This is a genomic window from Acinetobacter sp. P8-3-8 (assembly GCF_000214135.1).
Taxonomy (GTDB): Bacteria; Pseudomonadota; Gammaproteobacteria; order Pseudomonadales; family Moraxellaceae; genus Acinetobacter.
The window spans coordinates 31,700-58,619 of sequence record NZ_AFIE01000018.1 but is presented as its reverse complement, the minus strand read 5'-3'; the positions used below and the strand labels follow the sequence as shown (position 1 = coordinate 58,619).

Sequence of the window (26,920 nt, the reverse complement as noted above, 5' to 3'; positions counted from 1 at the left end):
AGGTTTACTAGTAGCACTAATGTAATAACTCTTATCTATGGTGTAGGGATAATTACAAGTACCTTTTTTTATATATTTTTTAATACGTTCAAGTTCTTTTAGTGATGCCTTTATATTATTTTCAAAAACAATCTCCAATTTTGATTCGGATAGTGAATTGAAAAAATTTTTTTCGCCAAATTTTTCTAAAATTTCTTCAAGAATTCTAGCTGTAGGGTTTTTATTATCTACCCTTAAAAAAGGGTGATGCGTAAGTTGTGTTTTATAATCTTTGCATACGAGTCGTAGCTTATTTTTTAACGCTTCATTGAACTTATCATCATTTTTGGAGTGAGTGAAATCTAACGAAAACGTTCTAAAAATATTTAAAGGAATACTATCAAATTGTGTATGATTATTTAGATCATCAATAATATCTTTTACAATATCTTTATAAATACCTTCTACATGACTGACTAATAATATATGTGCAGATCGGCATAATGCACTATATTTATTTGAATCACTTTTGGAATTTTTAGCTAATTCTAATAAGGTATCTATTTCAGAAAAACGAGCTTCTATATTTTCTAACCTGATGCTGACAAAAGTATTCATTTGCATCCCAATACCATTTTCGTAGCTTGTATTCTATGTTTTAATTTATTTGTATCTAAGTAACTACCTGATATGGAATCATAGAAAACTTCATTTTTAAATAAATCTAATAATTCATTTTTTTATTTCTAATATCTAAATTTTCATTTAATGCATCATTAATGGAAATAGCGAAAGCATCATATACAGCTATATTAAATTTAGATTGAAGTTTTAATTCATCTTTCTCATATAAGTATTTGAATTTGGCAAAGGCTATATTGCCATAATTACTTTTGATAAAGGACATTGTCTCAGTAAACTCAATTTTAAATTTATTTACTTCTTCAGTATTAAACTTGTTAAATTCATTAAGCGAGTCATTTAAGAAATCAGAAAAACCATGATCTTTGCTTTTTTTGTATAATTCATACCGATTATTCTTTAATGCAAAAAATCTTAAAACTATTTCAACATCTTCCATTTGTTTAACTTTATTGTTAGTTTCAGGTAGTTCATTATTGATTTGTAGTAACTCTCTGAAATTATTATCTTTTGATAACTCTTTTATAAGGTTATTAAATGGGCCACTATAAATTGCATTTCTAAGCTCTTGAGCCTCTAATTTAACTGATCCTGAATTTAAACGTTCAAAAATATCAAGTTTTACTTGAGCATCTAATGTAGAATCTATTCTTAGACATTTAATACTGCGTTCTTCTAATCGTCTTGTGAGAAAGGGTGGTAAATCATTATAATTACAGCCATTAAGCTCACTAAGAGTTTCTAGTCCTTCTAATGTAAACTTTCCTTTCATAAAATTTTTTATAGCTGTGAGACGCTGTTGACCATCAATTACAGAATAACGAAATTCATCATCATAAGTTTCTTGATCAACATCAACATCTTGCGAAATATAAACGATAGGTATTGGTATGTTAAGAATTAGACTCTCAATAAGTTTAGAGGATGTTTTATTATCCCAACGATGCCTTCTTTGATATTCAGGATCAAGTTTTATAATATTTTTATCTAATTTTTTAATAAGTGTTTCTATATCATATTCAATGCTTTGAGTTTTTACAGTCCGCTCTTTTGCTTTTTCTTGAAGTACAGAAAGATTATATTTTAAGTTTTCCATAAATTATTTCCTAAGTTAAAGAGAAAAATAATATCTTACTCTTTAACTTTAAAATTTGAGTTCATTTGTTAGCGATAGGTTCTTTGCTACTTGAAAATCAAGAAACCTTATCGCCCGCTTTAGCACCAGTTTCAGGTGAAATTACCCAAACACCTTCGCCATTACCCGCAGCGAGTACCATACCATTTGAAATACCAAAACGCATTTTACGTGGTGCAAGGTTAGCAACCATAACCACCAATTTGCCTTTTAAATCTTCAGGTGCATAAAACTCACGAATACCACTAAACACATTACGTGGTTCAGCTTCGCCAACATTTAAAGTGAGTTGAAGAAGCTTGTCAGAACCTTCAACATGCGCTGCTTCAAGGACTTCCGCAACACGAAGATCAACCTTCATAAAGTCTTCGATACCAATCACTTCTGCCTCACCGACTTTAGGTTCAGCCTTCTTCTCAACTTTTTTTCTTTCTTCTTCTCAGCCTTTACAGGTTCAGCCGCAGCAGCCAAAGAGTCTTTAGACGCATCAACCATAGCAGTAACTGCTTTCGGGTCTACACGTTGCATTAACGGTTGGAATAACGCAATTTCATGATTCACTAAAATTGTTTTAGTTGAAGCAAAATCAAAAGATTCTAACTTTAAGAAATCTTGAACTTGAGCCGCTAAAGTTGGAAGTACAGGTGCTAAGTAAACCGCCAATTGACGGAATAAATTAATACCCACAGAACACACGTCATGTACTTGCTGTTCTTCGCCTTCAATTTTTGCTAAAGCCCAAGGCTTTTTCTCATCAATATATTGGTTGGCCTTATCCGCAAGCGCCATGATTTCACGAATTGCAGCTGAGAATTCACGTGCTTCATAGGCTTGAGCAATTGATTCGCCAGCGTCAATAAAGCTTTGTACCAATTCAGGTTCAGCACAGTTTGCACTTAACTTATTATCAAATTTAGTATTGATAAATTTTGCACAACGACTGGCAATATTCACGACTTTACCCACTAAGTCTGAATTCACTTTTTGTACGAAGTCGTCTAAGTTTAAATCTGAATCTTCAACTTTATCAGACAGTTTAGATGCAAAATAATAACGTAAATATTCAGGATTCAAGTGCTGTAAATACGTTTCAGCTTTAATAAACGTACCACGTGACTTCGACATTTTTTGACCATTTACAGTCAAGAAACCATTCACAAACAAACCAGTCGGTGTACGGTAGTTTGCACCTTCTAACATCGCAGGCCAGAACAATGCATGGAAATAAACGATGTCTTTACCAATGAAGTGATAGACCTCATTTTTAGAATCTTTTTTCCAATAGTCTTCAAAGCTCAGTTCTGGGCGTTTGGTTTTGATGTAGTTTTCAAAACTTGACATATAACCGATTGGTGCATCCACCCAGACATAGAAATATTTGTTCGGTGCATCTGGAATTTCAAAACCAAAATAAGGTGCATCACGGGAAATATCCCAATCGTTTAAACCATTATCAAACCATTCATCAAGCTTGTTGGCGATTGAAACAGGTAGACGACCTTCATCACGTGTCCATTTCTGTAAGTATTCTGCGAAATTCGGCAGTTTAAAGAAGTAATGATCAGATGATTTTTCTACAGGTGTTGCACCACTTAAAGTAGAACGTGGATTTAATAATTCTGTTGCATTATAAGTTGTACCGCATACTTCACATGAGTCGCCGTACTGGTCTTCAGACTTACATTTTGGGCAAGTACCCTTAATGAAACGGTCTGAAAGGAACATGCTTTTTTCAGGATCAAACAATTGTGTGACAGGGCGAATTGCAATATTGCCTGCTTCACGGTTTTTGATATAAATTTCAGAAGAACGGTTTTTATTTTCTTCACTATTGGTTGAATCATAGTGGTCAAAATGTACACCAAAGCCATCAAAATCACGGATATGTTCTTTTTGAACATTGGCGATTTGCGCTTCTGGCGTAATGCCATTCGCTTCTGCACGGAGCATGATCGCTGTACCGTGTGCATCATCCGCACATACATAAGTCACGTCATGTCCCATTGCACGCATGGCACGAACCCAGATATCTGCTTGGATGTAGCCGAGTAAGTGACCCATATGAATTGGACCATTTGCGTATGGAAGGGCGTTAGTGACTAAAATATTTCGCACGGATATAACTCTCTTTCTCAAAGTTAATGCAAGGGCAATGATTTTAGCTTAATTGCTATGAAGTTGCACAAAAGAATAAGTGAATTCTTATCAAAAGTAGCTTTTTATGTCACGGCGATCGATTATGATAAAGAATAGAAAGCAATCCCCAAGAGCGACAAGTATATGATTGATGACGAAGATTTTGATTTCGACCAAGCTGTAACCCGTATTCCACAAAATCAACAGTCTAAAACACAACTTGGGAAAAGTATTCTCAATGAGGCTGAGCGTTATCTTGATGGAATTTCTGAGAGCGAACATCAATACTTAATTGAAACACTACAAACGCTTGCGCAAAATGAGCCTTATTTTAATGTCCTTGCCGATGAATTAGATCAACCTGTAGGTGCAAAGGTTGCCAATGATGCTTTGAATTTATTGTATTTTTGGCAGGAAATTCATAACTTTGACGATGTATCTCAATTTAATTTATTAGACTTGATCAATGCTGAGCATTTTCAAACAAAACTATTTAAAGCTTTTGATGCATTGGAAATAGGTGAATCTAAAATACAGCGCCGTCAAGTGATTGAAGAAGCGTTAAAGCTATATGAATTAAAATTTTTTGCAGGTTGTATCCCGCTTCTCTATGCTCAGTTGGAAGGCTTATTGACTGATGTATTAATTCAAAATGGTTTTTTAAAACAACATGACACCAAGTTTGTTGATGTTTATAAAATTGTACCCGGTTTAAAAGGGCATGAAATTAAAAGTTTGTGGCATAAAGCTAAAATTGCCCATGAATTAAATCCGTATTTTTCAGAATTACCAGCTTATAAAATGGACAGCAGTTCAACTGTGACGATGACTCGCCATAACATTTTACATGGCACTGATATGAATCATTTTAATCAAGAACGTAGCTTTGTTTTGTTTATTTGGTTGTTTGCAGCAATTAGTTTTATGAGCACAGTGAGATCGTAAAATATCCATCAATATTTAAAACTTCACTTAAATTTCACATAGACCACGTTCAATACACATTTTAACTTTAGACAATACAACCAAGATCGAAAAAGGAGAATATCATGCGGTCTTGGGCTTTATTCTTTTCGGCAATATTTGCAAGTTTGAGTTCGGTATTGAGCTTGGTTGTCCCATTCTGTTCTTTGCTCCACTTTTATCATGGCAACTTATTTGTTGTGGCCTCGGAACGAATATCTAGTCGTGGCATTGAAGTGATGCTTTATCTAACGCCATTTTTAATGTTTTTTGCCTTTATTATTTTTTTAATCATTTTGAGTGGATTAAAAGCACCAAGTAAAGTATTTGAAATAAAACAAATCCTTAAAGTTGTTGTAATCGTTACTTTGAGTTGGTTGAGCCTCATCTTTTTTATTCAGTTTTTAGATGGCATGATCAATGATGTATTAGAGAGCTTAGTTTTTGGTGTGATTGGTTTATTCATTATTCTACCACCGCTCATTGTAGGTTTAATTAGTGGAAATACGATGTATCTTATTGTCAATAAAAGACGATTTGATCGTTTGCAAGACAATGCAATCAGTAAATATAAATCTTCTCCACTCTGAGCTAAGCTTTGTTAAATTTGAGCTACGTTTTGTTAAAATGAAATATTCACCTGTACAGCTTTAAAAAGAGTTCTGAATAAAATATTGAGAGAAAGTTAAATGTTAAAGCTTGTTGCAGAAGACTTTATTCAAGTGGATCAGATTGATTTAGTCTTACCACTGTACCTAGAACTCGTTGAGAAAACTAAACAAGAACAAGGCTGTCTTGCTTATGACCTTTTTCATGTTTAAGAAACAAAGGACATTTTGTTTTATCGAGGAAAAGTGGGACTTCATGAACCTATTAATCTTTGTACGGATTACACTCATTTAGAGCTATAATAGACTTTGTTTTTACTTTTGGAGATCTAAAATTGTCTGAAAAAGATGCGCTTACTAAGCTCGATAGCCAATTGTTTTTTGCATTTTATGCAACAAATCTTTCTTTAAATAAATACTATAGGAAATTATTAACGCCTTACGGCATCACTTACCCTCAGTATTTGGTGATGTTAATCTTATGGGAAAATGACCAATTGACGGTTTCAGAAATTGGTAAAAAAATATTTTTAGAATCATCTACGCTTACGCCTTTACTAAAAAGATTAGAAACATTGAATTTAATCGAGCGCAAACGTTCATTAACTGATGAAAGAATGGTCTTTATTTCAATCACTGAAAAAGCTAGAGATTTGGAAAAAAAAGTAGCTTACATTCCAGAAAAAATTCTCTCTTCAGTAAAATGTGAACCAGAAAAAATCAATGCGTTAACTGAGGATCTTAGAGTCATTCGCGCTAATTTAGGTGAATAGAAGTAAAAGAATAAAATGAATATTTATCTTTTAAATTGACTCGTTTTTATTCTTTTGTATCGAATTAGACATGTAAATAACCCCAAAAACTTCACTATTTAAAAACAATTATATAAATCTATGTAAATAATTTCATGATTTTACAATGAGTTATATGGTTTTTTATTTTTTCATTAGCCAATCTGCTATCTGAACATAAGCTGTGTTACATAAAATCACTGTAATTTTAGTCGTGCGCGATATAATCATGGGATATTTAATAGTGCATCATATGAATATGCACAGTTCTCCTGAATCCATATCAAAGTGAGTATTTAAATGAATCAATCATTGCAAGGTAAAAGAGTTTTAGTGACTGGTGGTAGTCGTGGTATTGGCGCGGCGATTGTACAAAGACTGGCTCTAGAGGGTGCTGATATTGCATTTACATATCACAGTCGGGAAGCGGATGCTGAAAAGACGATTCAGTCAGTACACGAAGCGGGTCAAAAAGCTGTCGCTATTCGCGCAGATAGTGCAGATCCACAAGCCATTATTAGTGCAGTTCAGCATACCGTACAAGAACTCGGAGGGCTGGATATTCTCGTGAATAATGCTGGAATCGGTACCTTTGCATTAGTTGATGACGTTAGTTTAGCTGAGCTTGATCGTATTTGGGCAATCAATGTCCGTGCTGTCTTTTTAGCAACACAAGAAGCGATTAAACATATGCCATCAGGCAGTCGTATTATTAATATTAGTAGTTGTAATGCTGAACGTATGCCTTTTGCTGGCGGTTCTATTTATGCAATGAGTAAGTCTGCATTAACAGGTTTAGTCAAAGGTTTATCCCGTGATTTAGGTCCAAGGGGAATTACGATTAATAATGTTCAACCTGGTCCCGTTGCAACTGAAATGAATCCAGAAGATGGCGAATTTTCAGATATGATGAAGAGTGTAACCGCAGTATCACGTTATAGTGTTCCAGAAGAAATTGCAGCTTTTGTTGCTTATCTCGCTGGCCCAGAAACAGGCTTTATTACTGGTGCAGGTCTGAATATTGATGGTGGTTTAAGCGCTTAATTTAATATTTTAAGGTTATAATTTATTCGTCTATATGATTATAAATTAATAAATTTTTATAAAGAGTCGAGTTAAATAATTAACTCGACTCTTTTGTTTTTATGGTTAAGAATCTTTAGGTATTATTCAATTTTATGAACTTGATTGTTGATAAAAGAAACAATCATACAAATGAATCGATACATTATGTCGCTATGTAGCTCGATTGTTTCAAATTGCAGTTTTCTCACATTAAACAAGTTTCTCTTGCTATAAATAAATCTCGCTATGACTCAATGAGGAATGTGCTGTTCACTAACGTAGTTTATTTGAACGTTTAATTCGAACAACAGGAAAAAGCCTATGACAAAACTAGATGATCTAAAAAATAAAGCCTCAGAAGTTGCAGATGATTTGAAGCTGAAAGCAAAAGAAGCCAAATTAGGTGCTGAAAAAGCGGCAGATGATTTAAAGCATAAAGCGCAAGAGGCATTACTCAAAGGAGAAAAAGCGATTAACGATTTGAAACACAAGAAAGATGATGATCAAGCCAACTAAGTTGAATTCCATAACATAAAAGCCTTTGTTGTTTATCAGCAAAGGCTTTTATTTTGATCATTTTTTGTCATTAAGGATCTTTACGAACCCATTCAATTTTACGGACCTGATTATTGATGACAGTCAATGTATAAAGAACATTATCAATGTCATAAGTATAATCTGAGGCGGTTACAGTCAGATCACCTTCTTTTACTTCATAAGAATTCATTGAAACGGGTGATTGCGCTATACGCATCATCATTTCAGAGGCAGTGTCGCCAACGTTAACGATTTGTCCAGAAGAGGTTCGGACAGCACTAGTCGATGTCGCTGCAATCACAAAACTAGAAATGAATAAGGAGAGGATTAAAGCTAAAATGCGATTCATAAATTCACCTTCTTATTGTTAGTAGAAAATATTTAAATATGGGAAACAATATAGCGGAAGCTTAACCTCCATTTGTAGCGAAATTGTTGTGCAATATCTGGATGTTTTAATGTATGAAAATCAATAAAATTCAGACTAAATAGGTAGGATAAATAACAACATTCAAAAAGCTGATGAGAACTGAGCTTAACCTAAATACAAAATACAGTTAAACTAGCATTTTAGTATTGTTGAATTTGCAAATTTGGAGCAAATCTATGTCGTGGCTTTCTTCACTTAAATCGGTTTTTTCTCCTGCACAGGAGGTGAAAGAAGAAGAAATCCAAAAGGTGCTTCAAAATTATATTTTGCCGGATTCAAATCATGCATTAAAAGATCGGATTACGCAGATCAATGTTGAAGGACGAGTATTACAACTGACGATCAATACATTTCCTGAAGAAGCAGACCATTTGCAGAAAATTCATGATGATCTTGCTGATGCATTGGAAAAATGCGGTATTCAAGAATTGAATATGCATGTGATTCAACAAAAAATTCAACATGATCAGAGTTGTTCAAGTGAGCAACATAGTCAAGCAGGGCGTAGTTGCTCTTCAAAACCTAAAGCAGAAAAACAAAACTTACCACCAGTGGTCGATGCTTCTGCAGCAGCAGTTCCAGCGGAAGAAGATCCAAATAATCCACCGATTCAAAAAGCTGCACCACAACAACGTGATATTCCTAAACATCCACGAATTAAGAATGTAATTCTGATTTCATCAGGTAAAGGTGGTGTTGGTAAATCAACAACAACGGTAAACATAGCCTTAGCATTGCAAAAATTGGGTCTAAAAGTTGGTGTCTTAGATGCTGATATTTACGGACCAAGTATTCCGACCATGCTTGGAAATGAAGGGCAAACACCTAAAATTGAAGGTGAAAATTTTGTACCTTTAGAAGCATATGGTATGGCTGTGCTTTCAATTGGTCATTTGATTGGTAAGCAAAATACACCCGTCGCATGGCGTGGTGCAAAAGCTACAGGGGCGTTGATGCAATTGTTCAATCAAGCGCTTTGGCCAGATTTAGATGTGTTGGTTATCGATATGCCACCGGGTACAGGTGATATCCAATTGACCCTTGCACAACGTATTCCTGTAACAGGTGCTGTGATTGTAACTACACCGCAAAATGTTGCATTAATGGATGCTGTCAAAGGCATTGAGTTGTTTAATAAAGTTCAGATTCCTGTGATTGGTGTGATTGAAAATATGTCGACACATATCTGTTCAAACTGTGGGCACGAAGAACAAATTTTTGGTACAGGTGGTGGTGATCAACTTTCTCAGCAGTACGAGATTCCATTACTTGGACGTTTACCGTTGAATGTGCAAATCCGTGAAAATGCAGATGCAGGTAAACCATCCGTAGTTGCGGGTGATGATGCTGTTGAAAGTTATATGGCGATTGCAGAAAAAATTGCACAAACATTGCCTAAAGTTGAAAAAGATCCACATCGAATTTTCTAATACTAGATTGATACAAAAGCACTTGAGTAAGTAATACCAGTCAGTTAAGCATTTTTAATCCTCCTCTTGCGGAGCATGCTCCTCACCTTTGAAAAAGGAGGGATGAGCAGCATTGCTGCGCAAGGAATCTAAAATTGTTTTAAATTCTCAATAGTTCCCCTCTTTTGCCTTGCGCCATATATGGCTCAGGGTTAGGGGAGATTTATCAATTAGTAATAATAAAATTACGCTTAACTGATCAGCATTACTTTAAATAAGGGCTGTTGTTCTTTTAGAGCTAAGCAATGTTTAAATTAAAGCTTTATTTTGATAAGAATAAATCATTTCTGGAAAGATCAGCTTAGGTTTAGAAATTACGATTAGTCTTGATTTTAAATGAGATGTTTAAGTTTAAATGTTTAGGGATTAATATTCTTTTAAAGCACGTTCACGCCATTTTTTCACCACACTCCAACGCCAATACAGACGTGTTGCAATAAACAGTAAAGAGGCAAAGACAATCGCTTCAATAAATAAACCTGTTGCAAGGATCTTGGCTAAACTAAAATCAATATGTCCATGACCAAAGTTTTTAATCCAATGAATAATTTGATGAAAAACACCTAGAAGCATGTCTTTATTGATCATATGGACATGATAAATTTTTGAACCAATCCAAAATGCAAAAATTAAAATAGGTACAACTGTAAATGGATTCATGATCCACGCTAAGATTAAACCTATAGGTAAATTTGCTTCAAAGAAAAGTACAGTAAGTACAATCAGAACGGTATGAAAGGGAATGGGTAAAATTCCCCAAAATGTGCCAATAAACATGGCTTTAGAAATGGATTTTCGATTGACGTACCAAAGCTGAGGACTTAAGGCTTTGTCGCCAAAAATCTTCATAAATTTCAAATTGTTGACTTTTTCAGGAGAAGGAAGCCAAGACTGAAAAAAACGCTTTGCCATAAACATAGAAAATACAAGAAAGGTATCTATTGTGCCTCAATAGCGGTTGAAACGACAGCTTTAATCAGGATGAGCCGATGAGTGTGTGGGAAAAACTGTGTAGAGAATAGACAATAAAGCTGAAAGTTTTCTTAAAATATTCAGCTGAAATCAATCAGCATGAATGAGTCATTGATTTTACTCAAATTTCTGATTTATTACTTTGTATTTTGACTTAATCACCAATTGAGTAACTAGACTGATTTTAAAGCAATTATTTGTTCATGCTTCATCTAGTTTTGGATACAAAAAATACATTCAATTGTAAGATGACTTTGCAGTTCTATGACATTTAAGACCATTTAACTGTATGAAATTAAAATAGAAAAAATATTTATGTGACATAATGTAACATGTTCTCTTACAAATAATTTTTTGCCAATTCAATACAACTGATTTAATCTGCAATTAATCCATTGATGAGGTCATTTAATGATTTCATGGTTTTTTATTGGCTTGGTGGTGACGATTCTTTTGACACCAGGACCAACCAATACGCTCTTAGCATCTTCTGGAATCCAAGTTGGAATTCGAAAATCTCTCAATCTTATTCCTGCAGAAGCGCTAGGGTATTTCATCTCCATTAGTGTGTGGGGACTCATTATTGGTACTGTTGCAAAGCAGTTTCCAACTGTGCCTACGATTTTAAAATTATTTAGTGCAGGCTATATCCTATTTTTAGCACTTAAATTATGGCGTACTGCCAATCGTGATGAAAACTTCAACCAGCCGAGTATTCGTGCACGTGAACTTTTTGTCGCAACATTATTGAATCCAAAAGCATTATTATTCGCTTCTGCGATTTTCCCGACCTACGTTTGGCAAAATGCATCTGCATACGTGTCACATATGCTGTGCTTTTTATTGCTTATTGTTCCTATTGCTTTCTTTTGGACTTTTATCGGTTCAATTATTTGTAGTAATCAAGTGAGTTGGTTAAATCAACGTAATATGCAAAGAACTGCATCTTTGGTACTGGTAAGTTTTACTGTGCCATTAAGTTACTCAGCATTGCTAAGCCTCTAATTTATTATTAAATTCTTTATTTTCTCTGTGTCCTAAGTTTGCAACCAAGCGAACTTAGGCATTTCTATTCCTGTTTAAACATTCCTTTCAAAAGCATTTTCAGTTAAAGTACAGCGCAGTATTGAAAATAGATTTTGGGATAGAAAAATGGCAATTAAGTCTGATCGTTGGATTCGTGAAATGAGCGAAAAACACGGCATGATTGAACCGTATGCAGAAAACCAAGTCCGTTATGATGCAAATGGTGAAAAACTCATTTCGTATGGCGTGTCTAGCTATGGTTATGATGTCCGTTGTGCACGTGAGTTTAAAGTATTTACCAATGTTCACTCTGCGATTGTTGATCCTAAAAACTTTGATGATAAAAGCTTTATCGACATTGAGTCTGATGTATGCATCATCCCGCCGAACTCGTTCGCTTTAGCACGTACCGTTGAATATTTCCGTATTCCACGTAATGTTTTGACCGTTTGCTTAGGTAAATCAACCTATGCACGTTGTGGCATTATTGTGAATGTTACGCCACTTGAACCTGAGTGGGAAGGTCATGTGACTTTGGAATTTTCTAATACAACGAACTTGCCTGCACGTATTTATGCAGGCGAAGGTGTGGCTCAAATGTTATTTTTTGAGTCTGATGAAGTCTGCGAAACTTCTTATAAAGACCGTGGTGGTAAATACCAAGGCCAAACAGGTGTTACTTTGCCGAAGGCTTAAAATTCTCTATATATCTTTAAATTTAAAAAGAGTAAATGATCACGATCATTTACTCTTTTTTTTGTTGGAATAAAAATGCGATTTAATTTGCATAATTTTATAGTTTTTTATTTTATTTATTGTTTATTAAAATTATAACTATGATTTAGTTGATATTAAAATATTGTTATTCATCCGAAATATTGCTTTTTATTTTATGTATTTTTTATTTGTATGGTAAAAGCTATCATTCTATATTCGTTAAAATTTACGTGATAGTTTTCATATTTGTATTATTAAAATACAGATTTTAGCGAAGAAATAAAAATAAAATTTAAGCTTGATAGGGGATAGAAGCATACTATGTTTCAGTTTAAACATTTAAGTTTTGCATTATTTGTATTTAATAGTTTTTTGATGAATTGTGTTCATGCTGTTAGTTTAGAGCCCATGACAGAACAGCAAATGTCTGAGGTCACAGGACAGGCTCTGATGAGTTTGACTTATGTGGCTCCCGCAGATACAGATAACCTTGAAGCAAAACGTGCTGGTGGTAATACAAATATCGGGTTTTATAAATTAGGTTTGGAAGCTGATTTAGAGATTAATGCAAATATCAAAAAACTCCAATTGGGTTGCGGTGGGGCAAATGGCCCAGGAGATTGTGATATTGATATTGATAATTTTAGTTTAAGCGGTGTAGTTGATGCAGTTAGTGATACAAGTGCAAATAGACAAGCACGTGTCGCTTCAGATGCTATTTTAAAAAACCCGTTTATACAGTTTGCAATTCAGAATCCTAATCAAGCCTCTACTCGGGAGATAAAGGGGATAAGATTAAGCGCAGAAAATGCTTTAGGAATGCTGACATTTGGGAAAGAAAATTCTGATACACCAAATGGTATTAATTCGATGAGCGGTTATATGCAAATTGCTGCACAAGGATGTAATGCAAGTATGGCTGCATCAAATCCTAATGGTTGTGCAGGAATTGCAACTGTTAACGGTCGTAATATGACACAAGCGGATACTGGTAAAAGCATGACTGGACGAGTAGATGTTGATTTTCTGTGGATTGGTATCCGTAATTATGTCGCTAGTAATTATAATATTACGTTAAATAGTACGACTGCTCCATTTAGTACAAATGAAACAACAGTTTATGGAAGCCGATTGAAATCGGTACCTGTGACTGGCACAGCATATATTCAACCAATGAGCTTTTTCCAAAAAGGATTAGCTATTAATATTCAGGACGTTATTGGAGCTATAGATCTCAATATGACGAAAGATATTGATGGTACGATAACTGGATTGCAGGCAGCTTTAAGTATGGATGAAAGTTTGGGTTATGTTCATAAAGTTAAAGTAGATAGCCCTTTTTCGTTATCTTTGCAAAGTCAAACGCTTCAATGGCCTGGAATGAAAGCTGCTGCTTTAAAGGGGTGGTGGATGGCTTTTGATAATCCTGTAGAGGTTGGTAAGTTGACACCTGCCAATAATTTAGATATTCCAAACTCTGTCTTAGCAGATGCGATGGGACCTCAAGGCTGTTCGAATGGAAATGCGGCAGGTATCAATTGTGCATTATATAAACATTATAATGAAGGTGGGGCGATGGCTTATTGTTCTGGGTTCAGCTGCTTTGGTGGTAGCTTATCTATAGGTACAGTTAATCTACCAAATACGTCAGTTCCGTTTAAACTCGATCCAATCAAGCTTGCGGGGCAAAGTTTCGTGCCTAACTGTTATGGTTCTTTAAAATTTTGCTAATTTAATATTTATATAAGCAGCTTTGGCTGCTTTTTTATTTAATTTTTGAAAAGTTAAGTGTGATTTTATTTTTATTATTCATATAATATTTTATTTAGTTTTTATTTAATTATTATTTAGATTTAATTAATTTTTTGTTTTTTATCGGGAATTTCTTTTTTAATTTCGGTTTTTAAATTTTTTATGGTAAAAATGACCATTATATATACGCTAAAATTTATGTGATAGATTTCATGTTATTTATTCAAATTGTTATATACATGGTTTGAATAAACATTTTTAGCAAAGGAATAAAAATAAAGCCAAAGCTTTACTAAGGATGGAAGCATATTATGTTCCAGTTAAAACATTTAAATATTGCATTGTTAGTATTTGGTAGCTTAGCAATCAATTCTTCTCATGCTGGTAACCTACAACCGATGACAGATCAGCAATTGTCTAATACCACGGGTCAGGCATTGATGAGTTTGTCTTATATTGCGCCTAGTGATACAGCTAATTTAGAAGCAAAACGTAGTGGTGGTGATACTGGTATTGGCTTTTATAGATTAGGCTTGGAAGCTGATTTATCAATTAATGCGAATATTAAAAAAATGCAGTTAGGATGTGGTGGTGTAAATGGTGCAGGGGCTTGTGACATTGATATTGATAATTTCAGTTTAAGTGGAATTGTTAGCGATACTGTAGATACTGCGGCAAATAGACAAGCAAGGGTTGCATCTGATGCTGTGTTAACAAATCCTTTCATAGAGTTCGCAATTAAAAATCCCAACTCAGCCTCTACTCGTTCTATTCAAGGATTACGTTTAAGCGCTGAAAGTGTTCTGGGAATGCTAACGTTCGGTACAGAAAACTCACAAACAGCTCAAAAAGTTGGTATACCGAATGGTATTAACAGCTTAAGTGGTTATATGGAGCTAAATTCTGCAAGTGGTACAGCTGTAACAAATCCAAGAAATATGACCCAAGTTATTGGAAATATGACTGGGCGTGTGGAAATGTGTATCGGTTTTGTGGCCTTCGGGACATGTGTGGGAGGGTGGGCGCCTGTAGATTATACGGCTTCCACTTATAATATTGAGCTCAGTAGTGCTCAAGCAAACTTTACAACTAACCCAGCATTGGTTAATGGTAAGCGTCAGACAGCAGTACAGCTTACAGGTATTGCCAATATTGGTAATATCACATTCAAATGCCCAGCAGGGCAGGAAACGAGTTGTGTTACAGCTACTGCTTTGGGCTTACCTTTGAAGGAAGGTGTAAGTGGGACGATTGCTAACCTTAAAGCGAATGTGAATGTCAATCAAAATTTAGGGCTAATTCATAAAATACCAGTGAATGGTAACTCTTTTTCTTTGTCACTTCAGAGTAAAAATATTCAATGGCCTGGTGCAGCAGCAGCAAATATTGCACAACAAGGATGGTGGTTAGCATTTGGTGGCGGTGTAGATATTGGTAATATTAGTCCAAGTAATAATGTGGATATTCCTGATTCTAGTTTAAAACAAGCTTTGGGAAATCCAGGTGATACAGGTAATACAACAATTAATGGCGCATTATATAATTATCCTCCACGGTGTAGTCTTACTGGGTGTTTATTTGGAACAGTTTTAAATATACCAACAGTATATCTAGGTCCAGGAAATGGAGCTCCAGTTGGGACGCCGCAAACTTTTGTAGATTTTCCATTGAATAATCAGGTTTTGAGTGCTCAGAGTTTTGTTCCTAACTGTTATGGATCAATGAAATTCTGCTAGTCTAGAGCCTTAATTTTTATAAGCAGCTTCGGCTGCTTTTTTATTGTTTAAGTTTGAGTAGTCTTATTAAGATTAAAGTTGAACGATCGAAGTAGTTTTCGGCCAGGAGTGTAAAGATGCTTTTGGTAGTTTTTTATTCTCAAAATTATATAAATATAAATAACATTTGCCTTTCATCTGAAGTTTTAATAAAAAATAAATTTTTATTTTATAGTTTTAATTCACAATAAGTAATGAGTATATAACGATGAAGAAAATATTATTAGGATTTATGGTAGGTGCAATAAGTACAAGTGGATGGTCAGTGTGTAATTACAGTTTTAATGCAACTCAACAAGATTTGCAAGCTGGTGGTGCTAATCGTTTTCAAGCAGTTTTAGGTAGTAAAGTTTCATACAAGATTGAGTTGGGTGAAAAAGTTTATGCGGCGATGAGTAAAACGATAGCCCGCAGAATGTTAAATTCACCACCTAATACTCAGGTTGTAAATGGTGATAGAAATCTAACAATAAATGGTATTAAAGCTTTTGAGTTTAAAATTAAATTACCAAAAATTTCAGACAGCGGAACAATGTTAAATATGTTTCCTGCAGGTGCAATGGGTAAAATGGAAAATGGTGATGGGCTTGCCATTATGCTTATGTATCAAAAATTAGGTGCAACGAATAGCTTTTATGTCTCAGTAATGGAGAGTGGCACAAATAACAGTGTGGGGGCTCCAATTGTGCTACAGCCTCAAAATACTGCAGATGGTTATCAACATTTTGGTATTTATTTTAATCAAAACTCACAGCAAGTGGGTGTGATATTTAATGGTGTAAATCAAGGCTATGCGCATTCTTATTCTTCAAAATTAAAAAATATATACTTTATGGTCGGTTCAAACTATACAGGTGCAACTGCACAGGATGCGAATAAAGAACTTTCTGTTGAATTAATTACCGACGCTACTTTACTGAAGAAAAATTACCCAACTGGAGCAACAGATATTTGTAATGCGCTTTTAATATTTTAAGTTATTGAAGTTAGTAAAAAGAGGAATCTTAGCTTAAGGCAACAAGTAAGATGTTTAACTTGTTGCTTTAAGTGTCTTATATAAATTTAAAATTATATTTTTAAAAGAGAATGGTCAATTAAATAACATTCCCACAAATATCTTTTGAGCCTAAAGGAAATGGTTCCGTTAAACTATTATGATCGGTAATAAGTTCAAGTGAAACATTTTGATCTAAAACTGAAGCATTTGTTGCTAATGGTTTTATTAGAGCGGTAAAGTCAGCAGCAAAATTTGTTGCTGGAGTAGAGTAGGTTCCGATATAGCCTTTATTTACACCATTGACTGTTAAGCCAATTTGTTTGGTATCTTGATTAATGTAAAAACCGAACTTTTGGAAACCAGAAAGTGTTGTTACAAGGGGTTCTGTAACTTGTGAAGTACTTCCGTAAGCCCCTGCTGCAATATGAAATGCAGTAGAATCATCATTATTATTTCCTTGCATGATCATGATCATGAATGAGTTTTGATTTCCACTTGTTGTCCCACTCACTCCTATTGGAAATAAAATAAGTGTTTCACCTTGAGGTAAAGTGTAATTGGGTACTTTTATTTTAAATTCAAAAGCTAATATTCCTGTTGTTTGAATAAGTTTATCACCAGTTGTTTGCCAAAAGCTTTTTCTAGATTGAGCTAAAGCATTGGCAAATGTACTGCTAAAAGCGGCATAAACTATGTCATTTGTAGAGGGTGTGAAGTTGAAATCTACTTTTGAACTATTCACATTTGGGAATTTTGAGGCTCCATTAAATGCTTGTGTAATCTGTGTTTGATTTGCATCAAAATTATATGTACAAGCACTCCATCCACTCGTGCTAATCAAACCCGTTAATAATGCTATTGTTAATTTTTTCATTTTAATACCCTTATAATTGTGAAATTGGAGTCTAGGTTAAAAATCAAGCAATAGCAAAAACTGATAAATTTAACTATATGAGGGTGTCTACAATTTTGATTACAACTTCTTTTGTAAAATTACCGTAAAAATATACAAATCAAAAGCTGTGTTTTTACTAACTTTGAATCTGAGTACGCTTTATCTGATAATGATTTTTTATAAATGAAAAAAACTATAACTATATGATTTTAATTTAGTAATTATTTTTATTAACTATTGTCTGTTTGAATGTTTGATTCGATGCAAATAATTACTTGAGTCGTTTATAGCTCAAAACTTAAAGGGATAAAATTATTCTTTTTATTGTGTGTTTTATATTTTTACAAAACGGGCACTTTACCATTTATCTTGTTTAAAGACACTTTTTGTATCATTTTTTCTAATCTAACTTTTATGATGATAATAGAGTAAAAAGATAGTCACCTTGAGGCTTGAAGTATTAAAAATCATATAAAAATCTTTAATGTATTAATTTAATCTCCGTAATTTTAGCTTAAATAATAAAATATTTTTAATGTTAATAATTAAGTAAAATTAATTAATTTTCGGTTTGCTCATCGGGAAAAAATGTACTTATAAGTTTTTAATGTTAAATTTGTCACATAATTATTAATTTTTGAATAAAAAAGGATCTTGGTAGCTGTGTGTTTTGAATTTTATAAAGTTTATCTAAACTTTTAGGGTTTGAGCTGTATAGCTCGATTTTCAGCACAGTTGATCAAAATAAGGAGATGTTCATGTTTAGAATAAAACCATTATATTTAACACTCTTGACTCTAAGTGCTTTTGCAATGCCTTTGACGCATGCCACGTCAACGACGTTGATGAGTCTGTCTGATGAGCAGCTTTCTGAAACAACAGGTCAAGCACTTATGAGTTTGTCATATATTGCACCTACAGATACAGCAAATTTGGAAAGACAGCGTGCAGGTGGAAGCGCAAACATTGGTTTTTATAAATTAGGCCTCGAAGCTGAACTAGAGCTGAATACTAATATCAAAAAATTGCAATTAGGTTGTGGTGGTTCAAATGGTGCAGATGCTTGCGATTTGGATTTAGATAATATCTCATTCGGTTGTATAACAGGAGCATCTGGTTACTGTATTACAACTACAACGACAAATCCGAAGCAACCTACGGGTCTTGATAGTAATAACTCTATTGGTAATCAGAAAAATATGAAGGATTTTGTTTTAACAAATCCATATTTTCAATTTGCGATTAAAAATCCGAATAGCGCCTCTACTCGAGAGGTGGTTGGTGTTCGTATTGGTGCAGAAAAAGCAGAAGGTCCATTATCTATTGGGAGTTTAAATACTTTTAGTGGTTATTTTACAGGAAAATCAAACTTAACAATGCAAGGTGAGACGAATGTTTCTCCTGTGAGATCAGATACATGGAATCAGAGGGCGATATCTACACCAAGTGCTTTTTTAGGTTTGGATGATGCAACAATTTTAAACCTAGGCTTGGCTTCGGTTAAATATAGTGAAATTACGGCGAATTATTCAACTGTTAGTCGGAATGGTTTGATTGTTTCTGTGGTCGGAAATCGTGTAACTCAGGCAAAAATACAAGGTTTGAATTTGAGTGCTGTTGTGGATGATATTATGTATGGTACTTCAACATCTCCAGCGCTAGAGCTGAATACGAGTAACTCTTGTGTAAGGATCATTGGTATTTGCTCTGGATCTTTTGGTGCTAACATCGGTAATGCACTATTACCAGTATTAAGAGGAGGGATTTCTGATTATATTAAGCAACAGTTAGCGACAGGTTTAGGAACTACAGTTTCGGGTTTAAGCACCTATCAAATGCCTTATAACTTAAGTAATGTTCATCAAATAGATGTGAATTCAAATACATTTGGTATTGCGCTATCTGCACAAAATATACAATATCCAGATTATGCTGCTGCCGTGAGTAAAGGTTGGAGTATGTATCTTCAAGATGCTTTTACACTGAATATTTCAGACAAAGTAAGTAGTTTAGTAAGTAATATCGCTTCTAGTTCAAATGCAAGAGATGGAAATATTACTTTATTGGAACAACCTTATCGTAATTGTTATGGTAATTTAAAATTTTGTTAATTCATTTAGTGTTCTTCAAAAGCAATAAAAGTTAATTATTATTGCTTTTTTATTGGTTAAAATTCGTTTATCGGAAAGTTATATATTTTGTCCAAAAAGTTTTGTCATAATACAAAATATTGCATATGATAAAGTGTGATATAGATAACAAAACTGTATAAACAAGGATTGAGGTTTGTACAGGTTAATCTGAAAATATAGAAATAAAATAAAATATGGTGCGGAGCATCGTATAACACAGGAAGGTCACAGATGACTACACTCAATTATACGGTAACATTTCATAAAACCGTTTTGGCGAGTTTTATAGGTTTATGTATAAGCAGTTCTTGCTTCGCACTTGAAGCGATGAGTGATGAAAAACTAAGTGATACCACAGGTGAGGGGATAGCGCTATTGCCTCAGGACGCTTATATGGTATTCCGTGGTGCGGGTCCAAATGAGACCAAAGCTACACTTTTTTCAGACCGTACTAAAGATACAGGTTATATTCATTACATTCCTGTAGGTCCTCTTACACAAACAACGCAAGACACAAACAAAGATAATCTTGTGAATAGTTCAGATCACTCTGTAGGAAAAGCAGATTTATATCTTTATGGTTTGGCGCTTTCAAAATCTGATGGAAATAGCAACTCGAGAATTGCATCGAGTGAAGCTGCTGCAAAAATTTCAAGTTGGGGTACTGCTGCAAACCCGTGGTTGTTAAGAGTGGGTACGCAAAATAATGTTCCTACATTTACACCGGATGGAACAACACCAAATACGGATAAAGGTTCGGTTTCTTTTTTAGCACTTGAAGCGCCATTATATGAATATACTTATAACAGTAGTGGTACGGTAGTGACAAATCCAGATCCTCTTGGAGCAGATGCTTATCGTTTAAAACTTGGTTTATGGGCGGATGCTTTTGTTTTAGATCAAAGCAAAGGGGAAACTGATCCAGCACTATATAATCTAGGTCAAATGTATGGAGGGGCATCAGATGCAACTCGTGCAAATAGATTGCGATTACAAGCTGTTTGGAATGATTTTAGTATCAATGGTAGCCGAATCCAATTGTTTCAAACGCTTAATGGTGCGACCAATAGTAATGGTTTAAGTACGTTCTATAACAATACTTTAGGTTTGGCTGGTGTTATACGATTAAATAGTGGCGATTCTAGAGGGTTGAATATAAGTTCTCCTAATATGTCTAGAGTCTTAAGATTAAGTACGCAAGAGTGTGGTGTTGGGAATGTAAATGGTTGTACTACACCAGTGGCTCAAGGGTTATTAACCACACCTGCTTTGAATGCAACAACTGCTCCAGTCTTTGATGCTACTGAAGGTATATATATTTATAATCTGAATAGCAATTTAGTTTTGGGGTCGCTTTATCAACCACTTATTTTGGGTACCGATGGGACGAACTTTAGTTTAGAGCTTGCTCGAATCCCAAATAAAGCTGATATCTATAATAAAATTTACACGGACTATGATAATCCAACATCAACAACGTATTTAGGTTCAACGTGTAATGTTTTTCAATGTGGGACGAGTGCTTTGGCTGGATATCAAGGGCTGAATGCAACACATAGTAGTATCACCATCGGAAGTACCTTATATGATCCAGTTAAAAATTTAGTCACTGCAGATAAATCAGCATCAGCTGTGGGTGTATCATTTGGTAAAGGTGCATCAGCGGTGAACTTAGGATCAGCTGCTATCGATGGTATGCTGATTCAGCATATGAAAATAACAACCAAAGGTTTATAAATAAGGAAAAGTACAATGAAAAAAAATATGCTTTTTATTTTTATGAGTCTTGTGAGTGTGTCTACATTTGCTTTAGAGCCATTGTCAGATCAAGAGCTACAATCAGTAGAAGGTCAAGCTGGAGCTGATTTATCTTTAAAATTGTCACTTAACCAAAAAGGTGATGGAAGCTTTGATTCTACTTTATGTGCGAATGTTGAATATTGTCGATTGGCTATGTCATTAAATAAGCGTTTTGTGAGTCAAAAAGCAGGGGATGTGAATAATATTTTTTCAGATGCCAATAGTGACTCTGGACATAAATTGTGGCTTGTATTTAAAGGGATACAAGGAACGATTAATATTCAAAAATTAGGTATAGATGGTGCTGATCTTACGTATAAAAATGATAGTGGCACACAAATTATTAAACCAGCAATTCAATTAAGCACGACAGCATCAATTCCGATCCAAGTAAGAAATTTTGGTTTTAATGCATTATCGATTGAACAGGATAGTTTTAATAGTACTTCGACAACTGAGGGTGTTGGTGCTAATGCTTCAGATTATGGTTACTTAAAAACATCAACCTACTCATCTACAAATGCATCAGTATATGATCGAAATAAAGAAACAGGTTTCACAGGGATGATGATGAATGGAAATATTGCACTGAATGGCAAAGTAATGGTGTTCAGTTGTGATGCGTCACATCCACGTTGTTAATGAAAGCATGTTTCTAAAAGCTGGATATAAGGATAGTAAAATGAATCAGGATATTAGAAAAACAAAAAGATTTCTTCTTTCAACTTTGACGTTGAGTATGTATTTTTGTCTAAATTCAGCACATGCATTACAAGCAATGACAGAGAGTGATATGCGAGCTGTAGATGGGCAGGACGGTATCACAGCGAGTATTAATTATAATAATGTAAATATTGATCAAGTTGCGTGGATAGAGCAATCTGGTTTATCTACTGGAACTGGCGAACAGCAATTAAAGGCTGCGATTAATGGTGTGAAGATTAATAGGGGGACGTTGGCAGACCCTTCAGTGAAATTAGGTACAACAGCCACTTTGGATGTTTATAGTAATGCATCAGGGAATGTAGGATTAGGGATTTCTACGAGTACGATTTTAGGGAAACTCACCACAGACAGTATAAAAATATGTGCAAACAGTACAAAGTGTGATGGTGCAGATGCTACAGCGGCTTCATTAGGCGCTTTGTCTATAGAGGCTTATGATCCCCTTACATTTGAATTGGTAACATCTAAAGGTTTATTTTCTGGTAATGATTTAGCAAGCTTGGTTTTGGGTATTCAAAACGTCAATATAGGGCTTGCTCAAAAACAACCTTCGGGTGGTTCAGGTTCGACAATCAATACCCTTGCAATGAAAAATTTTAACTTTAATTTTAAAGCAAATGGATATGTGTATGTAGATCCAGTCAAAGGGTTGACGATTGCAACAAACTCGCCATCAGCAACGACGACTACAAAAGGATATGCAGATTTACTTCGTACTGCAAATAATAGACCAGGTTTAAATTTAGAATATGCCATCAATGATCGTGGATTAATTCAAGCGGGTGCAAGTGGGCGAATCCTAAACGGTATTGTGCAAGTGGGTTCAGGTAGCGTAGACCAAGGTCTATTGGGTAATGCAAATAGAAATGGTTCAACTACAGCAAACTCAATTGTTGGTTCAACGGGTATTAAGTTGAAAATTGCAGGTGATTTTACCAATGATCGTGATGTTGCAAATAATTTGATTACTGCAGATCAGGCAACAACTTTGGAGTTAGGTGGAGCTGGTGCTTTTGGTTATGGCTTTAGATTCCAAAATATTACACCATTGGTCACACGTAAAGGTGTCTTAGGAAGCGAAAGTGGAGCCACAAGTATTGCTCTCAATTCAGTTGACCGTGGTGGTTTGAATATGGATGGTATTTATGTCAACCTTGTTGATAGTAATACCATTAAATTACCTGAAAATACCAGTTTAACTGCAGTTAGTTTAGGTGGTACGAATAAGCTCGCAACAGCAAACGATTATATACAAACGATTGCTAGTACAGCTGCAGGCACAGCAAACCCTTATAGTACAGTGATTGCGATCAGAGATATGGATTTCGCTTCACTTTCTCGTCGAGGGCAATTTATAGCATCATCTGATGTAACGGATGCTACTAAGCTACCTTCAACAACCGCCGCAAAATGGGGGCTGGGTTTACCTATTTATAATTTAAATGCCAATTTGGCGATATATGGTAAACAGTCAAATGGATCATCTGATTTTATTATTGGCAGAAATGCAGTAACGGCAAATGGAACAACGACATATTATTCACCTACACTGACTGGGGTAACGGGTTCTGAACGTCTAGGTTTTAGTGCTTCTATTAGTACCAAAGGTGTAAGTGCTGATGGTTCTAAAACAACCTCTATTTTATTAATTGATGGTGGTGATAATAATAACTATACAGGTGGAACGATTACACCTACCGATTATTATTTTGGTTTACGTAATATTGATATGCTTTTGAATGGCTATGGTTCGATTGGCTTGGAAAATGGTCAATTGAATGTCAGTATGCCTGATTTAAAAATGATCATGTCAGCACAATTGGCTGCAGGTTATCTACCTGGTGCAAAATATAAGACTTGTCCTACTGGAACAAGTGTAGGGGGCTGTTTTGCTCCGTCAAATAACTTCTTGACCAATAATGATGTATTGGCAGGTATAAAGGTTCGTTTAAACGGAAGTATTTATTTTGCCTTGATTCCTCGTGCATTATTAACAGACCAAAATCAATTGGTTGATGGTGTAAATGCCTTGAATGTCGTCGGTGTAATGAACTTAAATTCAGGTCAGGCAATGAATAATGTTATACAAATTGCTGATCCAGATGGTTCAACATTAGGGTTAGATAATCTGGCAGGTAAAGTTGGTTTTGATAACAGTATTGTTGTGAATAAAGATAATGTTGGATTTAACTATAACTTCATTTTCAATCCAGATAAGAATAAAGATGGTGTGTTTAGAGCAAAAGATGTGAATTTATACCCTGCAACTGGCGGTACGATAGGAAGCCCTCAGCGTTTAGGAGAGATTGCAGTTACAGGTGGGCGTTTAAGCTCAAGCATGGCAATTACACCACGTGATGGCGCCTTTAACTTTAATTAAAATAAGCCTGCACAAAAAACCCGCATTAAGCGGGTTTTTTATTCACAAAATAAAAAATTATTTCACTAATTTAGCCAATAACTCTTCTTTGCTTAAATTTACAGACTCGGCATCAGTACGACCTTTATATTCAAAAGTACCTGCATCCAAGCCTTTTTCACCAATCACGATACGGTGTGGAATACCTGTAAGTTCAAGATCAGAGAATTTAACCCCTGGACGTTCATTACGATCATCTAAAAGTACGTCATAGCCAGCAGCTTGCAATTCAGCATACAAAGCTTCTGCTGCTTCAACAGTACGTGGAGATTTGTGTGCATTCATTGGAACAATCGCAACTTCAAAAGGTGCAATAGCAGCAGGCCAAATAATACCTTTATCATCAAAGTTTTGTTCAATCGCAGAAGCAACAACACGTGTTACGCCAATACCATAACAGCCCATAGTCACGACTAAAGGTCTACCATCTTCACCCAAAACTTTACAGTTGAGTGCCTCTGAGTATTTCTGACCTAATTGGAAGATATGACCAACTTCGATACCACGTTTAATTAAAATCGTGCCTTTGCCATCTGGAGAAGGATCGCCTTCAACTACGTTGCGTAGGTCATATACTTCAGTAAACTGCGCATCACGCTCCCAGTTTACACCTACAGCATGTTTGTCCACTTCATTTGCACCTGCAACAAAGTCAGATAGAACAGAAGCAGCACGATCTATGATAACGGTTAAGCCTTTTTCTACGAGACCTTGAGGACCGCAGAAACCTGTGACTAAGCCATTTTCTTGAATTTGTTGTTCTGTTGCAAAAGTTAAAGGACTCGCAATCAACGGATGCTTTTCAGCTTTAATTTCATTGAGTTCGTGATCGCCACGAAGGAACAATGCAACAACAGGAGTTTTGCCATTTTCATCAGCAATACCTTGAACCAATAATGCTTTTACAGAATGCGCAGGATCAGCGTTCAAAAAAGCAGAAACATCAGCAATGGTTTTTTGATTCGGTGTATCGACAACTTCTAGTGTTTTCGTTGGTGCAAGACGCTCACCGACTAAAATCGCTTCAGCCATTTCAACGTTAGCTGCAAAATCTGATTCTGTAGAGAATGCAATATCATCTTCGCCACTTGAAGCAAGCACATGAAACTCATGTGAGCCTGAACCACCAATTGAGCCTGTATCTGCTTGAACAGGGCGGAAGTTAAGACCTAAACGTGTAAAAATACGGCAATAAGTGTCATACATGACATCATAAGTTTCTTGTAAAGATGCTTGATCAACATGGAATGAATAAGCATCTTTCATAATAAATTCACGTGAACGCATTACACCGAAACGTGGGCGAATTTCATCACGGAATTTGGTCTGAATTTGATAGAAATTTATTGGAAGTTGTTTATAACTTTGCAGTTCATTGCGCGCTAAGTCAGTAATCACTTCTTCATGTGTCGGGCCAAGTACAAAATCATTGTTATGGCGATCTTTAAAACGTAATAATTCAGGACCGTATTGCACATAACGACCAGACTCTTCCCAAAGAGAAGCAGGTTGAGTCACAGGCATTAAAGTTTCCAAAGCGCCAGCACGGTTCATTTCTTCACGAACAATGGCTTCAACTTTATTTAACACACGTACACCCATCGGCAACCAATTGTATAAACCTGAAGCCAATTTACGAATCATCCCAGCACGTAACATCAGTTGATGTGAAATAACTTCAGCATCGTTTGGGGTTTCTCTTAACGTTGCAAATAAAAAGCGACTCGCGCGCATGGAAACTATCCTAAAATTCTTAGATTTAAAGCAGAGATTATACGATAAAAAAATTAGCTGAACATTGATAATGTTAGTTTGATTTAAAATAACAATCTTGCTGGTTTTAATATTGCAATAATTTTATTGTGAAAGATCTATTTTTAAAATACTTTTAAAGACTTGGTTGATGGTTGTAAAAGAGCTAAAAACAACCAAATATAACATTTTGGGGAAAGTA

Annotated in this window: 21 protein-coding genes and 2 pseudogenes; 16 read left to right on the top strand and 7 right to left on the bottom strand. The window is 35.0% G+C overall.

From position 1 onward, the window contains the following. From GGG_RS0109585 to metG, 3 genes and pseudogenes are all read right to left on the bottom strand, one after another. Positions 1–597, bottom strand: a 597-nt coding sequence (locus GGG_RS0109585) for a HEPN domain-containing protein (protein ID WP_010114217.1), incomplete at its 3' end; no start/stop codon positions are given. Between the two features lie 106 nt (positions 598–703). Next, positions 704–1,717, bottom strand: a complete 1,014-nt coding sequence (locus GGG_RS19670) for a DUF262 domain-containing protein (RefSeq protein WP_010114216.1) — start codon at positions 1,715–1,717, stop codon at positions 704–706. A gap of 97 nt (positions 1,718–1,814) precedes the next feature. Continuing rightward, positions 1,815–3,871, bottom strand: a pseudogene (gene metG, locus GGG_RS19665) (methionine--tRNA ligase). 165 nt (positions 3,872–4,036) lie between these two features. Between metG and GGG_RS0109570 the strand changes: the two are divergent. The 6 genes and pseudogenes from GGG_RS0109570 (at position 4,037) to GGG_RS0109545 (ending at position 7,835) form a co-directional block, all read left to right on the top strand. After that, on the top strand, positions 4,037–4,837 hold the full coding sequence (locus GGG_RS0109570) for a hypothetical protein (RefSeq protein ID WP_010114214.1): 801 nt from the start codon (positions 4,037–4,039) through the stop codon (positions 4,835–4,837). A gap of 104 nt (positions 4,838–4,941) precedes the next feature. Then, positions 4,942–5,445 (top strand): hypothetical protein, encoded by a 504-nt coding sequence (locus GGG_RS0109565; protein WP_010114213.1) that lies wholly within the window; start codon positions 4,942–4,944, stop codon positions 5,443–5,445. Positions 5,446–5,544: 99 nt separating this feature from the next. Next, a pseudogene (locus tag GGG_RS19660) lies at positions 5,545–5,696 on the top strand (putative quinol monooxygenase); the annotation flags it as partial. Between the two features lie 102 nt (positions 5,697–5,798). Continuing rightward, positions 5,799–6,236, top strand: a complete 438-nt coding sequence (locus GGG_RS0109555; RefSeq protein ID WP_010114211.1) for a MarR family winged helix-turn-helix transcriptional regulator — start codon at positions 5,799–5,801, stop codon at positions 6,234–6,236. A 318-nt stretch (positions 6,237–6,554) separates the two neighbouring features. After that, a complete protein-coding gene (locus GGG_RS0109550) occupies positions 6,555–7,298 on the top strand; it encodes an SDR family oxidoreductase (protein WP_010114210.1) in 744 nt (247 codons plus the stop codon). A 342-nt stretch (positions 7,299–7,640) separates the two neighbouring features. Continuing rightward, complete coding sequence (locus tag GGG_RS0109545) at positions 7,641–7,835, top strand: hypothetical protein (RefSeq protein ID WP_010114208.1); 195 nt, start codon at positions 7,641–7,643, stop codon at positions 7,833–7,835. A 70-nt stretch (positions 7,836–7,905) separates the two neighbouring features. Here the strand turns inward: GGG_RS0109545 and GGG_RS0109540 are convergent, their stop codons facing one another. Continuing rightward, on the bottom strand, positions 7,906–8,205 hold the full coding sequence (locus GGG_RS0109540; protein WP_010114206.1) for a hypothetical protein: 300 nt from the start codon (positions 8,203–8,205) through the stop codon (positions 7,906–7,908). Between the two features lie 257 nt (positions 8,206–8,462). Between GGG_RS0109540 and apbC the strand changes: the two genes are divergently transcribed. Then, a complete protein-coding gene (gene apbC / locus GGG_RS0109535) occupies positions 8,463–9,716 on the top strand; it encodes an iron-sulfur cluster carrier protein ApbC (RefSeq protein WP_010114205.1) in 1,254 nt (417 codons plus the stop codon). Positions 9,717–10,121: 405 nt separating this feature from the next. Here apbC and GGG_RS0109530 read toward each other — a convergent pair whose 3' ends face one another. Then, on the bottom strand, positions 10,122–10,673 hold the full coding sequence (locus GGG_RS0109530; protein ID WP_010114204.1) for a DUF2062 domain-containing protein: 552 nt from the start codon (positions 10,671–10,673) through the stop codon (positions 10,122–10,124). A 465-nt stretch (positions 10,674–11,138) separates the two neighbouring features. Here GGG_RS0109530 and GGG_RS0109525 point away from each other — a divergent pair, with 465 nt between their 5' ends. The 5 genes from GGG_RS0109525 (at position 11,139) to GGG_RS21355 (ending at position 16,973) form a co-directional block, all read left to right on the top strand. Beyond that, a complete protein-coding gene (locus tag GGG_RS0109525) occupies positions 11,139–11,732 on the top strand; it encodes a LysE family translocator (RefSeq protein ID WP_010114203.1) in 594 nt (197 codons plus the stop codon). Positions 11,733–11,879: 147 nt separating this feature from the next. After that, a complete protein-coding gene (gene dcd, locus GGG_RS0109520) occupies positions 11,880–12,449 on the top strand; it encodes a dCTP deaminase (RefSeq protein ID WP_010114202.1) in 570 nt (189 codons plus the stop codon). A 342-nt stretch (positions 12,450–12,791) separates the two neighbouring features. Next, the gene (locus tag GGG_RS0109515; protein WP_010114200.1) at positions 12,792–14,201 is read left to right on the top strand and encodes a hypothetical protein; all 1,410 of its coding nucleotides are present in this window, start codon (positions 12,792–12,794) and stop codon (positions 14,199–14,201) included. Between the two features lie 332 nt (positions 14,202–14,533). Further along, complete coding sequence (locus tag GGG_RS0109510; protein ID WP_010114199.1) at positions 14,534–15,958, top strand: hypothetical protein; 1,425 nt, start codon at positions 14,534–14,536, stop codon at positions 15,956–15,958. Between the two features lie 247 nt (positions 15,959–16,205). Further along, positions 16,206–16,973 (top strand): DUF4882 family protein, encoded by a 768-nt coding sequence (locus GGG_RS21355; protein ID WP_029574525.1) that lies wholly within the window; start codon positions 16,206–16,208, stop codon positions 16,971–16,973. Positions 16,974–17,091: 118 nt separating this feature from the next. Here GGG_RS21355 and GGG_RS0109500 read toward each other — a convergent pair whose 3' ends face one another. Further along, complete coding sequence (locus GGG_RS0109500) at positions 17,092–17,868, bottom strand: DUF4882 family protein (protein ID WP_010114197.1); 777 nt, start codon at positions 17,866–17,868, stop codon at positions 17,092–17,094. A 779-nt stretch (positions 17,869–18,647) separates the two neighbouring features. Between GGG_RS0109500 and GGG_RS0109495 the strand changes: the two genes are divergently transcribed. The 4 genes from GGG_RS0109495 (at position 18,648) to GGG_RS19655 (ending at position 24,927) form a co-directional block, all read left to right on the top strand. Next, positions 18,648–20,000 carry a hypothetical protein gene (locus GGG_RS0109495; RefSeq protein ID WP_010114196.1) on the top strand — a complete coding sequence of 451 codons (1,353 nt, stop codon included), beginning with the start codon at positions 18,648–18,650 and terminating at the stop codon, positions 19,998–20,000. Between the two features lie 252 nt (positions 20,001–20,252). Next, positions 20,253–21,758 carry a hypothetical protein gene (locus tag GGG_RS0109490; protein WP_010114195.1) on the top strand — a complete coding sequence of 502 codons (1,506 nt, stop codon included), beginning with the start codon at positions 20,253–20,255 and terminating at the stop codon, positions 21,756–21,758. Positions 21,759–21,773: 15 nt separating this feature from the next. After that, positions 21,774–22,463 (top strand): hypothetical protein, encoded by a 690-nt coding sequence (locus tag GGG_RS0109485; protein ID WP_010114194.1) that lies wholly within the window; start codon positions 21,774–21,776, stop codon positions 22,461–22,463. 40 nt (positions 22,464–22,503) lie between these two features. Next, the gene (locus tag GGG_RS19655) at positions 22,504–24,927 is read left to right on the top strand and encodes a DUF6160 family protein (protein WP_010114192.1); all 2,424 of its coding nucleotides are present in this window, start codon (positions 22,504–22,506) and stop codon (positions 24,925–24,927) included. A gap of 57 nt (positions 24,928–24,984) precedes the next feature. Here the strand turns inward: GGG_RS19655 and GGG_RS0109475 are convergent, their stop codons facing one another. After that, positions 24,985–26,700 carry a proline--tRNA ligase gene (locus GGG_RS0109475; protein ID WP_010114190.1) on the bottom strand — a complete coding sequence of 572 codons (1,716 nt, stop codon included), beginning with the start codon at positions 26,698–26,700 and terminating at the stop codon, positions 24,985–24,987. Between the last annotated feature and the right edge of the window lie 220 nt (positions 26,701–26,920).